The sequence below is a fragment of the Endozoicomonas sp. ALC013 genome (genome assembly GCF_049310205.1).
Taxonomy (GTDB): Bacteria; Pseudomonadota; Gammaproteobacteria; order Pseudomonadales; family Endozoicomonadaceae; genus Endozoicomonas.
On sequence record NZ_JBLYNS010000048.1, the window covers coordinates 1 to 15,936 of the forward strand.

Here is a 15,936-nt window from a genome sequence, read left to right on the forward strand (position 1 = left end):
TTGCTGGAACATTTATTGGTGGCGTTGCAGCGCCAGCTATTGGAGTGGCTGTGTTATTAGGTGCTGCAGCGACAGCAGGAACGTACCTCTCTAGTTATCTCTATGATGAATTTTTTAGCTTAATAGAGAGCGACAGAAAAGCGATTATTAGTCCATCACCCATTATCGAAAATACTTCCATTGAGCCTGAAACAGTCCACTTGTTTTCTGATCAACAAGGTGGTTTTGTAAGTGTAGACTCAACAACTTTCGAGATCAAAATTCAAAGCTACGAAGATTACCTGAAGGACAATCTCAAGCCCATTCTCAGCATCCCTGAGATTAAATATATTGATAATAATGGCCAACGATTTGCTGTTATTGAGGGCCGCAATGATGGAATTGTTCTAAAGAATAACCTTCATCGTATTGCTTCAGAGAGCTTTGTTTCTTCTGATGTATTCCTTGGTATTGGTGAAAAAATCAATCTGGGTGAAAAAGGTATTTATGTCATAAAAAGTGGGGATACACTGACATCTATAGCTCATGGTAATGGGTTCAAGGTAAAAGAGCTGGTTCTTCTGAACCGCTGGTTGGCAGATAAAAGTGACCGTTTTACGTTTCACAATGGACGCTTTCTGATTCCTGAAGGCGAAGCTATCCAGAATGATACCACCATTCATCACACTATCACCGGAGACTCCGGTGATAACTACCTGGCAGATTTTGATGGTGGTAATGACACTCTGGATGGGCAATCCGGCAACGACATTATGGAGGGCGGTCAGGGCAATGACACATACATTGTTGATAGTGCTTCCGATCAGGTAATTGAACAAGCTGATGAAGGTATTGATACGGTCACATCTTCGGTCGTGTTTACACTGTCCGATCATCTTGAAAACCTTGAGCTGACCGGTGAAGCAGAGCTGGTTGGTATTGGTAATGAACTTGATAATGAAATTACCGGCAACAATGCCCGCAATACACTGAACGGCCAGGATGGCGATGATAAGCTGCTCGGTAAAGGCGGTAATGATGATCTGCTGGGTGGTGAGGGTAACGATCATCTGGATGGTGGTGATGGTGAAGATACTCTGGTCGGTAATGCTGGCAATGATGCCCTTTTGGGAGGGGCTGGCGATGATACCCTGATTGGCGCAGAAGACGATGATTCGTTGCTCGGTGGCGAAGGTGCAGACAACCTTTATGGCGGGGATGGGCGAGATATTTATCATGCAGATGATGAGGATACGATCCTCGATTCTGATGGTAATGGTGTCGTCTTGTTGCGAGGCAAGGCCCTCTCTGGTGGTTCCCGCAGACAAGATGATCCACCCAATGAATATAAAGGCGGCGGGAATACCTATTTTCTCAGTGGTAAAACCCTGACCATCAATGGCGGCTTGACCATCAATAACTTCACCAATGGCCAGTTAGGTATCCGGCTGGAAACCGAAGATGAAGAGCCGGAAGAGCCACCCGAGCACAATCCAAATGCAACAACGGTTAGAAGTTTTGATCCGCTTTCTTTCGATTTGGATGGCAGTGGTGATATTTCAACCAGTAACGTTGAATCGAGCACGGCCTTCTTTGATCTTGATGAAGATGGTATTGCCGAGAAAGTTGGATGGATTAATGCTGACGATGGCCTGCTGGTTAATGATCTGAACGACAATGGTTCGATTGATGGTATTTCTGAGTTGTTTGGTAACGCTCAGATCAATGGCTTCAAGGCGTTAAAGCGGGCTGGTGACAGCAATGATGATGGCGTGATTGACAGTAATGATGAGATTTTTTCCCGCCTGAAAGTCTGGAAGGATACTAATCAGGATGGTTTGAGCCAGGAGGATGAGCTTCATACTCTCGAATCTCTGGGAATTGAGTCCATCAATCTGGAACACGAAGAAGTCAACAAGGACAGTAACGGTAACCGTATCCTGGCGGAAGGTTCTGCGATTATCAACGGAGACGAGGCTTATGCCGCTGCATTTGACCTTCAGCTTGATAACCGTGTGACGAAAGATCCTGGCACTCATACTTTGGATCGCAGCGTTCTGGAAGATTTGCTGGAACAGAATATTGATTTACCGCTGCTCCGCGGATTTGGTTCCGTGCAGGATTTGCAATCCGTATACGCCAAAAATGATACCACACTGGAACTTGTACAATCGTTGGCAGCAGCTGATGCGGCAACCGTTTATGCGAAGTTTGACAAGGTGCTTGCGGACTGGTCGGGTTTAACCGCACTCAGGGAAAAGGCTGGGTTGAGTACTAATCGACCATTGTCTACTACTGAAAAGCTCTGGATTATGGAGAGCTTTTCTGGCATTGAAGAATTTAAAGGAACTATTGAGTTCCAGTTTGCGCAAGGTCGAAACCCTACCGTTAGACGTTTAAATTCTGGCTATCTTGATGGCCGTTTTGAGGCATTAAAGCACCATTATGCGGAACGGTTTCTGGTGCAATCGGTCATGAGCGATGCATTTAAAGGCACATTCTATTCAGTCACTAATAACCGGGTGGAAATCGCTGACAAGGAAATGCTTGAGGCATCGCTGGTTGAATACGCCAAAACTCTGAGTACGACAGATGATGCTGTTGCTTTTGCTCACATTTATAGCACCTTCCGTCATCATTTGGGTGTTAATGAGCAGGCAATGGCTGCGCAGTTGTCAGAGGTGCCAGGTGCTGCAATTTTCCATGATTTGCTAACGGGCGAAATCCAGGATGTCAGCTTCTGGAAGAAAAACCATATTGGCTCCAATGGCAACAGCTACCTGATCGGTTCTGCTGGCAACGATCGTCTGAATGGCGGCGATGGCAATGATGTGTTGGATGGCAACGGCGGTACAGATACTCTGACCGGTGGTAGTGGCAATGACGTGTACCTGTATGGCACCGGCGATGGCAATGTGACCATCAATAACTACGATACCCATACAAACCGTCGTGATGTGCTGCGCTTTAAAGAAGGTATAAAGCCCGAGTCTATTCGTGCCACTCGTTTCAATGAAAATCTTATCCTGACATTTAAAGACTCCGGGCAGCAGATCACCGTTAATCATTATTTTAATGGTGATGCTACTGGTGGTTATGCACTGGACATGATTGAGTTTGCCGGTGGTGAACAGTGGTCAGTTGATAATGTGAAGGCGTTGGTTCAAGATGGTTCGGAAGGCACTGATTATCTTTACGGTTATGCTGTGGACGATCATCTTGAGGGGCTTGCCGGTGATGATCATATCTTTGGCTACGGCGGTAATGACCAGCTTAATGGTGGGCAGGGTCATGACAGGCTTGAAGGTGGGACTGGTGATGATACCTATGTGATTGCCAAAGGTGATGGGCATGACAGGATCACTGAGCATTCGAGTGGCAGTGATACGGATCGCATTCAACTGGGTGAAGGGATTTCACCGGAGAGTGTGGTGGCTCGGCGGCAGAATACAGATCTTTTATTACACATTGGAGATGACCAGTCGGTTCGTGTTCGCAATTATTTTCTTCTTGATGCAGCAACCAATTACGCGGTTGACACGATTAACTTCGCTGATGGGACACAGTGGGATGTTGAAACCGTCAAAGCCAAAGTGCTTCTGGCTACAGACAGAAAGGACATGCTCTGGGGGTATGCTTCCGATGACCATCTGAACGGCCTCAAAGGCAATGATGTTATTTATGCTGGGGCTGGTTCTGACACCATTGTGGCTGGTGAAGATGATGACACGATACACGGTGGCTCAGGTAATGATACTTATGTGATTGCCAAAGGTGATGGGCATGACACGATCATTGAGTCTTCAAGTGGCGGTGATACCGATCGCATTCAGTTGGGTGAAGGGATTACCTCTGAAAATGTGGTGGCTCGGCGGCAGGATGCAGACCTTCTATTGCTCATTGGAGATGACCAGTCGGTTCGTGTTCGTAACTATTTTAACAGTGATGGGAGCACCAATTACGCGGTTGACACGGTTGTTTTTTCTGATGTCACACAATGGGATGTTGAAACCGTCAAAGCCAAAGTGCTGCTGGCTACAGACGGTAATGACACGCTCTGGGGGTATGCATCGGATGACCATCTGAACGGCCTCAAAGGCAATGATGTTATTTATGCTGAGGCTGGCTCTGACACCATTGTGGCTGGTGAAGATGATGACACGATACACGGTGGCTCGGGCAATGATACTTATGTGATTGCCAAAGGTGATGGGCACGACACGATCATTGAGTCTTCAAGTGGCAGTGATACCGATCGCATTCAGTTGGGTGAAGGGATTACCTCTGAAAGTGTGGTGGCTCGGCGGCAGGATGCAGACCTTCTATTGCTCATTGGAGATGACCAGTCGGTTCGCGTTCGCAGTTATTTTAACAGTGATGGGAGCACCAATTACGCGGTTGACACGATTGAGTTTGTTGATGGTACACAGTGGGATGTTGAAACCGTCAAAGCCAAAGTGCTGCTGCCCACAGACGGTAGTGACAAACTCTGGGGGTATGCAACAGATGACCACCTCAGCGGCCTTAAGGGTAATGATGTGATTTATGCCGGGGCTGGCTCTGACACCATTGTGGCTGGTGAGGGCGATGACACCATAGATGGTGGTTCTGGTAATGATACCTATGTGATTGCCAGAGGTGATGGGCACGACACGATTACTGAATATTGGCGTGGCAGCGATACGGATCGCATTCAACTGGGTGAAGAAATTTCACCGGAGAATGTTGTGGCTCGGCGGCTGGATGCAGACCTTCTCTTATATATTGGAGGTGATCAGTCGGTTCGTGTTCGCAACTACTTCAACAGTGATGCAGCAACCAATTACGCGGTTGATACGATTGATTTCGCTGATGGTACACAGTGGGATATTGAGACCGTCAAAGCCAAAGTAATGCAGGCCACAGATGGTAATGACAAGCTCTGGGGGTATGCATCGGATGATCATATCAGCGGCCTCAAGGGGGATGATGTCATTTATGGCGGGGCTGGCTCTGACACCATTGTGGCTGGTGAAGGCGACGACACGATAAATGGTGGCTCTGGCAATGATACCTATGTGATTGCCAAGGGTGATGGACATGACACGATCACCGAATCTTCAAGTGGCAGTGGTGCGGATCGCATTCAACTGGGTGAAGGAATTTCACCGGAGGGAGTGATAGCCCGCCGACAGAGCTCTGACTTGTTACTGCTCATTAATGAGACCCAAACGGTTCGTATTAACAACTACTTTCATCGTGATGCAGCAACTAATTACGCGGTTGATAAGATTGAGTTTGCTGATGGTACACAGTGGGATGTTCAAACTGTGAAAGCCAAAGTGCTTCTGGGCACAGACGGTAATGACAAACTCTTGGGCTATGCATCGAATGACCGCCTTGAAGGCAGAGAGGGCGATGACTCCCTCCATGGCCGAGCTGGTAATGATTATCTTGATGGCGGCAACAATGATGATCGTCTCTATGGTGATGCCGGCAATGACCAGCTTTACGGCGGTGAAGGGGACGACTACCTCGATGGTGGCCAGAATGATGACCAGTTAACTGGTGGTACAGGTAATGACCGACTCCATGGTGGTTATGGAAATGACTCGCTGGCCGGTGGCAAGGGAGATGACAACCTGAGTGGCGGTCATGGGGCTGATGATTACCACTTTGCCCAGGGCGATGGAAAGGATGAGATTTGGGACAACTATGAGGAGCAGACGCGTATATTACTGACAGGTCTTGATCTGGATCAGATCACTTTCCGCCGGGTGGATGATGACCTGACTTTGACCTTCCGTGACAGTGCAGAAGATAAAATAACGCTCAAGTATTTCTTTGTTAACGACCTGCCATCGAGTGACCTGACTCTGATTGGCCCTGATGAAGATACTCGGGTTCTGGATAAAACAGCGATTAACTTAAAAACACTGGAAGGCACCGGCCTTGATGATGTGATTGAGGGCAATAATCTGGTGAATCAGGTGGCTGCTCTCGATGGTAATGACCATGTGCTGGGTTATGGTGGAGATGACGTTATCAGTGGTGGTGAAGGTCAGGATCGTCTTCAGGGCGGTTTTGGTAATGACATACTTGTCGGTGATGGTGGTGACGATTCCCTTGAAGGCGAAGCCGGTGCTGATCAACTAACCGGTGGCTTGGGTAATGACACCCTGACCGGCGGTGAAGGTGCTGACACTTATCATTTTGCTGCGGGAGACGGGCAGGATGTGATTCATAATTACGATAGTGACGGCGCAGATACCATTCAGTTTGCGGAGAGTGTTTCACCGGATAGTGTTGCGGTATCAAGGGCTGGTGATGATCTGTTGCTCAGTTACGGCGAGCGTGATCAGGTGACTGTTTCCCGGTTCTTCCAGGATGAAGGGCATTCCAGATACGCTCTGGATACGGTGACGTTTGCTGATGGCACCGTCTGGAACAAAGAGTTCCTGCTGGATAAAGCACTGCTTGGCGATGGTGGCGATAACCTGCTTCGAGGTTATAAGACAGACGATGCGCTTTCCGGTGACGCGGGTAACGATACTCTGGTCGGTAATGCGGGTGATGATAGCCTGCGTGGTGGTACTGGCAACGACCAGCTGGAAGGGGGCGTTGGCGATGACACCTACCATTTTGCAGCCGGTGATGGCAATGATGTTATTGAAGATAGTGCTGGCATTGATACCCTGATCTTTGAAGACCTGAACGACGATGATGTGTTACTTCGTCGACAGGGCGATGATCTGGTCATTAGCCGTCATGCAGACAGTAATGACAGTGTTCGTATCCTCAATCACTTTACCGACCAGGCGGGTGTTGTCAGCCTTGGTGCCATTAATGTCATTACATTTGCCAATGGCACCCGCTGGAATACAGACGACATTCTGGTTCAGTCGGTCAAAGGCACTGAAGCTGATGATCAGATTCTTGCCCATGCTGAGAATGATGCGATCACCTCGTTGAGTGGAGATGATGTGGTTCATGGTCAGGGAGGCCATGATCAGATCGACGGCGGTGACGGAGCAGATACGCTTTACGGTGAAAGCGGCCGGGATGTTCTGTTGGGTGGTCAGGGCGATGACCGTCTTGAAGGTGGAGGTGACGATGACCGCCTGGAAGGTGGTGAAGGTGTCGATACCCTGTTCGGCCAGGACGGTAATGATCATCTTCTCGGTGGTGATCAGAATGACGACCTCAGCGGTGGCGACGGCGATGACCAGCTCTTTGGTGACGGTGGCAATGACACGCTGAACGGTGACTGGGGTGATGACACCCTATGTGGCGGCACTGGCGATGATGTGCTCACCGACCACACCGGTAATAACACCCTGCGTGGTGGTGAAGGTAACGACAAATTATCTGGCCGTGGTGATCTGTTTGGTAACGATGGTGACGACACCCTGGAAGGCAGTGGTCTTTTAGTGGGTGGCGACGGTCAGGATGTGCTGACTGGCCAGAGTGGCAGTACCCTGAAGGGGGATGCAGGTAACGATACCCTGATTGTGGACAGCCAGCCCTGGGAAAGAGGTGTTCTGAGTACCCTGGAAGGTGGCGCAGGTGATGACACTATTTATGGTGGTTTCACCGATGACCTGTACTTGTTTAATTTGGGTGACGGTGCTGACCGGATGATTGAACGGCGCCTGGGCGAAGCTTATAGCAATTATGACGCCTCTTTTGATGTGCTTCGTTTTGGTGAAGGCATTGCCGCCATTGATCTTTCCTATGCCCGTCGAGGGGATCATATGGTCATCAGCCACAGTAACGGCAGTGACCAGATCACCATTGAGAATTGGTTCCGGGAGCCTACCGAGCACTTCAAAATCAATAGTTTTGAGTTTGCCGATGGCACCATCTTATCCGATGCCGACCTTGAAGAGCAGGTAGTAACTTATGGAACTGACGGTAGCGATCAGACCATGATTGGCTACCGTGATCATCATGATGAAATCCATGCCGGTGCCGGAGACGATAAAGTCTGGGGACGTGCCGGTAATGATGTGATTCATGGCGATGCCGGTGATGATTACCTGGACGGTGAAAGCGGTGATGATCGTTTATTCGGTGGTGATGGTAATGACCAGCTTCGTGGAGAGGGCGGCAACGACACCTTGATAGGCGGCGCGGGTCGGGACACTTACGTCTGGGCTGTGGGTGATGGCGCGGATGTTATTGATAACCGTGGCGGACAAGGACTGTTGTTGCTTCAGGGTGGTGCAACCCCGGAGTCTTTGGACTTCAGCCGTGATGGGGATGACCTGCTGATTGCCATGAAAGATCAGACAGGTCAGTCCATCCGCATAAAGAACCACTTCCTTGGCGGTGACTGGGCACTGGATGGTGTACAGCCAGATGGTGGCTTTATGATCACCACCAACAAGATCAATCAGCTGGTTGCCGGGGGCAGTGATCCGGACTTTGCTTCAGTGGTGAAAGGCACTAACGACGGTGATCGTCTGGTTGGTAGTGCAAACAATGATAAGGTTCTGGGTGAAGGTGGTGATGACACCCTGTTCGGAATGTCCGGCAATGACCGGCTGGAAGGTAGTGATGGAAACGATCGCCTGATGGGTGGTAATGGTTCTGGTCAGGGGTCTGGTGATGATGTCCTTGCCGGCGGTGCTGGAAATGACGTTCTAAACGGCGAAGATGGCAACGACACCCTGAATGGTGGTGTCGGTGATGACCACTACTATTATCAGGCCGGAGACGGTGTAGATACCATTGATGCCACGGGTGGCGGTACCGACTGGGTGCTTTTCAATGGCGGTATCAGCCGTGACCGGATCAGCTTCCATAAGGATGGCAATGATCTGGTCATGCTTCTGGATAATGATCTGAAGCAACAGCTGCGGGTGAAAGATCACTTCCTTGGTGGTGAGAAAGCCATCAGCTATGTGCAACCTTCTGACGGTGGCTATGCTATCCCGGCCTCAAGCTTTGCGTCGTTACTGACGGCTCTCCCGGGCGGTGGTGATGGCAGCGGAGGTGAGACTGGCAACGGTAATGGTGATGAATCGGGAGATAACTCTGGTGGCAGTTCCGGTGGGGGTAACCAGGATGGAGAGACCGGTGAGCCAACCGAGCCAGGACTGGGCGGTGACGATGTCATCACAGGGACCGCTGCCAATGAAGTGCTGCTGGGCGGTGCCGGTAATGACACATTGATTGGCGGAGCTGGCAACGATCATCTGATTGGCGGTCAGGGAGATGATATCTATCACTTCTCCAGTGGACAGGATGTGGTGGATAACACGGGTGGTGGTACCGACAAAGTGCACTTTGTAAATGGTATCACCTTTAACCAGGTAGCCTCTGGCCTGTCCAAAATGGGCGATGACCTGATTCTCAAGGTGAATGGCGGCCCGGATCAGATCACCCTCAAGAAATTCTTCCTGGGCGGTGAACATCTGATCGACAGCTTCACGTTTGCTACTGGTGGTCAGATCACGGCAGCCCGGATTTTTGCTGCCTTTGGTCTGGCCATTCCAACCCCTTCTGAAAACAGTCTTAATGAGGTTGATGGCACAGCCGGTGATGACGCATCGTTAGCGGGTACAACCAACGTTGATCACATCCGTGGATTTAATGGCGATGATCAGCTATCCGGGGATGGCGGTGATGATCTTCTGGAGGGCGGAAATGGTCACGATACCCTGAATGGACAGGCTGGAAATGACACTCTGAAAGGTGGACGTGGTAACGATACCTATGTGTTTACTGCCGGAGATGGTCAGGACGTTATCAACAATGCTGGCGGTGGTAATGATACGCTGTTGTTTGAAGGTATCAGCTTTAACCAGGTAGCCTCAGGCCTCAGCCGTTTTGGTAGTGACCTGATTCTCAATATTCAGGGTGGGACTGATACGGTTACGCTGAAAGACTGGTTCCTGGGTGGTGATAACGTAGTGGATACCATTCGGTTTGCCAGTGGCGGTCAGATTACCGCAGATCAGATATTCGGTGCTTTTGGTGGCACTAACCCTGATACCAATGGTTCACCGGACTACCAGAACGTTCCGGACGAACGGGGTTATGCCACGATTCTGAACGGCCAGGCTGGTGATCAGATCATTCTTGGCTCTTCCGATGCTGAAATGCTGGATGGTGGAGCCGGCGATGATCATCTTCATGGCAACGTTGGCAATGACTATCTGATGGGGGGTGATGGAAATGATACCTACCATTTCACAACAGGTGGTGGTGCTGACACGATCAATAACCTGTCCAATTCAGCAGTGGATCAGGATGTACTGCAGCTGTTGGGCATTGAAGAAGAAAACCTCTGGTTTACCCGCTCCGGTGACCATCTGCTGATTGATGTTATCGGTTCTGATGATCAGATTACGGTACAGGACTGGTACAGCAATGATGCCCAAAAGTTGGATAAAATCCGCACGGGCGATGCTGTGTTGCTGGCCAACAAGGTGGAGAACTTGGTCAATGCCATGGCTGGGTTTGATGCACCGCCAGCTGGTGAAGCTCAGCTGCCACAGAACGTTCGCGATCAGGTTACTCCGGTGATTGCTGCCAGTTGGCAGACGACCGTGAGTTAAGGTTTACACCTTATATTCACGATGAAATGAAGGCAGCACTGGGTAACTGGTGCTGCCTTTTTGGTTTTGGGGTACGAGCAGGTTACAGCGGGTTAAACTTGCTGTTACAAATTTTTTCTGAATGGACACATTGCAGCACGGTGTGCCATCAGCAGTAGGGGGGGGCACTTTTGAACAGCAGGCCGATCCATTTTGGACAGTGCCACTAGTCTATTCTTCCAGAATACTCGTAAAGACCGTCTGATCCGGCATATTCCGTAAAGCCACATCGTTTGCACCCGCCTCAAGAATGATATGAGCGAGCTTATGCGCCAGGTGCATATTCAGACGATCAAAGTTAATGATGACAACGGAGCAGCGCCACAGGCCAGTAAAAATACTCAGCCTGATTCAACTCCGGTAATACCAGGTGATTGAATAGCCCCGCAGAACTGTCTTTTCGAGAAGCAGCCCAACACTCGGGAGCCCCTGCATACAACATCAGGAGCCGAGTATCAGGAATCACCAAGTTTCGGAAATGAGCAGGAATCGATTTTTTATCCATTGATATCATCTGGCTCATTCAACGTCAGTTCAGCCAATGAACGTACCTGGGTAAAACTGTCCATCCACTCATCAAGACTTTCTTTCAGGTAGATCACCTTACGACCAATTTTTATGAATGCTGGGCCAGAAATACCATTCACCTGGCCATCTGTCCGATAATGATCAATCAGTGATTTTGAAAAACCTGTATAGTTCGACGCCTGCTCCGGGGTAAAACCTCGTTTGATTGCGTCCTGCTCAAAAACTTTTTTTGCCATAAGCCGTATCCTTGCTGTGAGTGCAAAGATAGAAAACCATAGAAAGAAACCACCAAACAGGGAGCGGACTTTCTGAAGAAGGGGGCGGACTTAGGTGAATAGCCCAGTCAGTAAGGGGTCAGAGAGAGATGAACAAATTTAACTTTTGGGTGCCCCCATCTTCCAGTTGACCATTGTTAGAATTCGATCGACAGCCTTTCCACTCAAGTGATTATGGTGCTGTTTTAAATATCCTCTCATCACCTCTTTTTGCGATTTCTTCCGTACTTCTTGTCCATGAAACTCATACCAAAGGTCAACAGCGATAACCAATTCTTCTTGGTATGCCGGAAGTGAAGAATCTCTGAAGAGGCAGGCCAGAGCCAATTCTTTTTCCAGCTCTTCCACTCTCAACTTCAGAGTTTTATTTTCCGTGGCTGTCTGAGTGGATGACGCTATTTGTTCAACAACTCGCCCAGAAACAACTGAAGGATGAAAAGGCAGTAAAAACTCTGGAAATATTCCTCTCTCGCAACAGTATTTCTGTAACTCAAGTTTGGTGATCAATATCGACTCACGAGTCACTCCATCCCAAGCTAAATAGCTATGAAAACTCAGTTCGGTCCTACCTTCTTTATGTCGATTCAGTATTGTCGAGTAGTTTTTTTGCGCTTCCTTAAATCTTCCCAGCCAATGATTACCAAGCAAATAGTCTTCTCGTCCACGATGGATAGTCCCCAATCTAGATTGTCGAATACTATCAGACTCCCTTTCCTGTTCCCGATACCAGTCCACAAACTCATCGAAACTGCCAGCAGTCTCAATCCCAGCCAATAGCAGGCAGGAATGTTCAAGTTCTTGACCTACATTTAACTCTTCTTCATCCGTAAACCGTAATTGAACAGTCATCACATACGTCCTTGTTGCAACATATAGCAACCAATAACCTGCCATTACGAATTATTTTTGGCAATAACCAACTTCGGGATGACTGCAAATTCTCAAAGACTAAAACTGAAATGTATAAATACGAGACCAACATCGATTTATGGCAAGGTTCGGCAGCAAAACGGCTGAACAAGTCTCAAATAAAGTGCATTATCCGCATGGATTAAAAGCTTTCAAAATGTACACTCGGCATCATCAAACCACTGTTTCAGAGCCACAAATTTGAACATCAGCCGTCAACTAACATTCATAGTTATTCTCGGATTAACCATTGCCTCTACAGGATGTACATCCGTAGCCCGGAAGGTTGGAGAACTTCAAATCGCTGTATACGAAACCTATTACAATGCTTTTGACCAGATGGCACGTAATGGAGCTGAAGAAAGCTGTCAGAAGCAGCAGGAAGAATCATCAGGGCAAATGGATTCTCTTGCCTACGAACAGTGTCTGGCCTCTGAATATCAGCAACAGATGGATTTCTATGTCAGTACCATGAATCGAGGTATTCAGAACTCATCTGCCAGAAGGGCGACACAGTCCAGCTACGGCACCAAAGTCTACCGAGCAGACGAATGCATTGGGTCTATAGTGAACGGCGTGTGTCACGGCTCTATTCTGCCCAAAACAGCGAATCATCCAACCTGCTATGGTCAGATGATTAATGGTCAGTGTACGGGGCCAATGTTTTAAGAAGAGCAAGCTGTAAGCCAATATCAAGCAGCCGGTTGAAGAAAAAACCTGGCATCAAGCCTTCTCAGCAGGGTAAATGTGCTCATGTACTGCACATCAAACTGGTTGCAGATATTCGGTATTTTTACTTTCTTGCTGTTTGCAGGTACCAGTGCTTCATGGGTAACCAGTACCGCCCCTGTTACCTTTGCTTTGGCCACCAGCCATGGGTCAGCGACATTGAGAAAAGGCGCAAAGTGCTTCTCTTCATAGTTTTGAACGACATAATTGGCGATTTCCGTATAGATTTCCTGTGTCTGCTGATCATCAACAGGCAGAAAAAAATCCGGTTCATTTCGTCCTTTAACCCAGGAACTCAACTCGTCTTCCTGCTTTTTCAACTCTCTGGCGACTTCACTGATACTGCCTATACGGCCCAGGCCATTCTCCCGCTCAAGCCAATCCCAATACCCGGGACAGATGTCCATAGCATAGTATTGGTTTTTCGCCTGGATAAACGTGTTCGCGTCCAAAAGGTATTGCATCAACAGCTCACCCTACATTAAGAGACTATCCATTCAGAGACTTGGCAAAATCGTTGAGAGTACTGATCTTATTGATATTCAAAAGCCGGGAAGCATCCCTGAGTAACAAGCGCCCTTCCATTGCAGCCCCCACAACAGCCGTAGAAAAAAGAACGCCATTGCGTGTTTTCAGGTTCAGATTAAAAGAACCACCACCGCCTTTTTGATTCCGGAACTTTTTCAGCTCAGCATGATAAAAGTCCAGATACTCCTCGCGGGGAATCAGACCAAGATCATAGGCACGACGTGCCAACACCATGGGGCTGACCTTATAAACCTTTTTTAAATCCGCACAGTTTTCCACCAGGCTGCGCTTTGCCTGCCAGTCATTCACAAACTCTTTACCAGGCACCAGAAACTCAGCAGCAACCCGATTACAAAATGCCTCTTCCTTCCTCTGGTGACCTCGTTCAGAAAAATCATCCAGCGGAACATTAGAAATACCACTGTTACCCACCCACAAATGGGCAAGTTCATGAACCAGGGTAAACAGCCGCGCGGCAGGTGCATCGGCCGCATTGATAAAGATCAGCGGGGCATAATCATCACTGATGGCAAACCCCCGAAACTCTTCCACAGACAGTTTTCTATTAGAACTACTGCCGACAATGCCGCTTCGCATCACCAGAATGCCCACGGCTTCCGCCCTTTCAATCAGCAAGCTCAGGTATTGCTCCCAGTTCCGGGCACCTTTCCGTAAAGCGGCCGTTACACCCAACGTACGAGCGATATCCTCAGCCACACTGGCAGCGTCGTCATTCAAAGAACAGCGGCCTATAAACTCAACTTTGTCATTCCCGTTTTCAATCTGGTACTCCCGAAACCACTCTTGCTTGAGCAGCACATTATTCAGGAGATCACGGAAATTCTGCCCCAGCTCAGGGGATACCCGACTGCCCACGGTACGCAGGTCAGGTATGGGCAAAGGAGCTTCAGGAGGCTCTTTAAGAAACAGATAACCGAAAGGAATCCGGAGGTGGCTTGCCAGCTTCTGAGCCTGGGAAAAACTGGGCCGACTTTTGCCCTGTTCCCACTCAAGCAGCTTTTCGGGCTTCTGTTTTAACTTTCCCGCCAGATCAGCAGGAGCCATCCCGGCACGCTCTCGCGCCCAGTGGACAATCTCCGGATTGATCATGGCTTCGTTCATTATTGAGGTCCATTCTGTAATCGTGGGGATAATATCATTATGGATTACCCATCGGTAGCATGAAGGCCTGGTTTAATGCCCCCAGCTAGCTAACGAGGGAAAACCACGGTTGCCTTCCCATCCTCCTGATATGTACCTCTCTGTGTATACTTTACCAACCGATCAGAATATTGCTCTCGACTTAACAAATTAAGATCATGGGTTTCTGATGGGCCACCCTTAACGCTCTGAATCGTTCTTACGTTTTTGCAACAACTGCTTTTCCAGATGTTCAAGAGCTTCCATTTCTTTTCTGTCGGCTTCCAGAGCCTCAGCCTGATTACGCTGAGTATTGAACTGGTCATAACGCTCACCCGCTATTTTTTCCATACTCTTGCGGCTGACTTGTCCTGCATTGCTCAGTAATGGCTGTTCATTAAAAGTCATAAAATTATTGATATAATCACGCCAGCTGGCCAGCGTGAGATGCTGTTTTTGTTTTGCTCTCAGCTCGGCAAAATCAAAAAACATCGACACCAGACGATTCAAGTGATCCAGCTCTTCTGCATTCAAATAGTTCTTGGCAATCACCACATCGGCTTTTCTGACCCTGTCACCTGCAAAGCTCATTAGCCCCATATTGGGTTGATCCGGGTTCGAGCGTTCAACAATCAGCTCAGCCGCCGTATGACCCGTGACCGCAAAAAACAGTTTGTTCTGAACTTCGGAGAACAGTCGTTGCGTATCTTTTTCATTAGCTCGATAGTCTTCCGCCAGCGAACAAATCTCGCACTTTCTGATAAAAACGAAGCTCTGAAGAGCGAATGTCCCGAATACGCTCCAGCAACTCATCAAAATAGTCCCACCGGGGTTGCTTCAGGCGTTCATCATCCATAACAAACCCTTTCACCATATACTCACCCAAAGTGCGGGTTGCCCATTGACGGAACTGGGTGCCACGTATTGATCGGACACGGTACCCCACAGCAAGAATCATGGGGAGAGCGTAGTGGACAACAGAGCGCTGAACCTTTCTCGTTCCTTCTTGTTGAACTGTCAAGTATTCCTTGACAGTTGCCTCTGCCTGCAACTCTCCCTCTGTCAGAATATGGTTCACGTGCAGGCTGATATTCTGCTTGACTGAAACAAATCGGCCAGTTCAAGCTGACTCAGCCATACCTGCCCCTCAAGCGTTTTAAGAACAAATCGGGCCTCTCCATCGTCTGTGGTATAAAGGATCAGGTCGTTATCAGCCATTCATGATTCTCCGGTGTTTAACTATGGCATCTGCTTTAAGTTCGTCG

8 protein-coding genes and 1 pseudogene are annotated in these 15,936 nt (G+C 48.7%); 3 read left to right on the forward strand and 6 right to left on the reverse strand.

The window, feature by feature from the left end; translation table 11 throughout:
• The first annotated feature begins 44 nt into the window (after window positions 1–44).
• Both ACO6V1_RS10880 and ACO6V1_RS10885 read left to right on the forward strand, forming a co-directional pair.
• Window positions 45–10,523, forward strand: a complete 10,479-nt coding sequence (locus tag ACO6V1_RS10880) for a calcium-binding protein (protein ID WP_422466858.1) — start codon at window positions 45–47, stop codon at window positions 10,521–10,523.
• 294 nt (window positions 10,524–10,817) lie between these two features.
• A complete protein-coding gene (locus ACO6V1_RS10885; RefSeq protein ID WP_422447021.1) occupies window positions 10,818–10,940 on the forward strand; it encodes a hypothetical protein in 123 nt (40 codons plus the stop codon).
• A 119-nt stretch (window positions 10,941–11,059) separates the two neighbouring features.
• Here ACO6V1_RS10885 and ACO6V1_RS10890 read toward each other — a convergent pair whose 3' ends face one another.
• Window positions 11,060–11,326 carry a helix-turn-helix transcriptional regulator gene (locus ACO6V1_RS10890; protein WP_422466860.1) on the reverse strand — a complete coding sequence of 89 codons (267 nt, stop codon included), beginning with the start codon at window positions 11,324–11,326 and terminating at the stop codon, window positions 11,060–11,062.
• A gap of 138 nt (window positions 11,327–11,464) precedes the next feature.
• Window positions 11,465–12,214, reverse strand: coding sequence for a hypothetical protein (locus ACO6V1_RS10895; RefSeq protein ID WP_422447025.1), 750 nt, complete (start codon window positions 12,212–12,214; stop codon window positions 11,465–11,467).
• A gap of 261 nt (window positions 12,215–12,475) precedes the next feature.
• On the opposite strand from ACO6V1_RS10895, the gene ACO6V1_RS10900 reads away from it, so the two are divergent.
• Window positions 12,476–12,943, forward strand: a complete 468-nt coding sequence (locus tag ACO6V1_RS10900) for a hypothetical protein (protein ID WP_422463223.1) — start codon at window positions 12,476–12,478, stop codon at window positions 12,941–12,943.
• 23 nt (window positions 12,944–12,966) lie between these two features.
• Here ACO6V1_RS10900 and ACO6V1_RS10905 read toward each other — a convergent pair whose 3' ends face one another.
• The 4 genes and pseudogenes from ACO6V1_RS10905 to ACO6V1_RS10920 all read right to left on the reverse strand — a co-directional run bounded on the left by ACO6V1_RS10905 (window position 12,967) and on the right by ACO6V1_RS10920 (window position 15,889).
• A complete protein-coding gene (locus ACO6V1_RS10905; RefSeq protein ID WP_422447029.1) occupies window positions 12,967–13,467 on the reverse strand; it encodes a DUF4411 family protein in 501 nt (166 codons plus the stop codon).
• A gap of 25 nt (window positions 13,468–13,492) precedes the next feature.
• Entirely contained in the window at window positions 13,493–14,653 is a 1,161-nt protein-coding gene (locus ACO6V1_RS10910; RefSeq protein ID WP_422447031.1) for an ImmA/IrrE family metallo-endopeptidase, read from the reverse strand.
• 219 nt (window positions 14,654–14,872) lie between these two features.
• Window positions 14,873–15,749, reverse strand: a pseudogene (locus ACO6V1_RS10915) (virulence RhuM family protein).
• Window positions 15,746–15,889, reverse strand: a complete 144-nt coding sequence (locus tag ACO6V1_RS10920) for a hypothetical protein (protein ID WP_422447033.1) — start codon at window positions 15,887–15,889, stop codon at window positions 15,746–15,748. Before ACO6V1_RS10920 ends, ACO6V1_RS10915 begins: the two are co-directional and overlap by 4 nt.
• Between the last annotated feature and the right edge of the window lie 47 nt (window positions 15,890–15,936).

What these genes read in the sequence shown, in the direction of transcription:
- ACO6V1_RS10885 (WP_422447021.1), top strand. Translation starts at nt 10,818, where the DNA reads ATGAGCGAGCTTATGCGCCAGGTGCATATTCAGACGATCAAAGTTAAT.
- ACO6V1_RS10890 (WP_422466860.1), bottom strand. Translation starts at nt 11,326, where the DNA reads ATGGCAAAAAAAGTTTTTGAGCAGGACGCAATCAAACGAGGTTTTACC.
- ACO6V1_RS10895 (WP_422447025.1), bottom strand. Translation starts at nt 12,214, where the DNA reads ATGACTGTTCAATTACGGTTTACGGATGAAGAAGAGTTAAATGTAGGT.
- ACO6V1_RS10905 (WP_422447029.1), bottom strand. Translation starts at nt 13,467, where the DNA reads ATGCAATACCTTTTGGACGCGAACACGTTTATCCAGGCGAAAAACCAA.
- ACO6V1_RS10910 (WP_422447031.1), bottom strand. Translation starts at nt 14,653, where the DNA reads ATGAACGAAGCCATGATCAATCCGGAGATTGTCCACTGGGCGCGAGAG.
- ACO6V1_RS10920 (WP_422447033.1), bottom strand. Translation starts at nt 15,889, where the DNA reads ATGGCTGATAACGACCTGATCCTTTATACCACAGACGATGGAGAGGCC.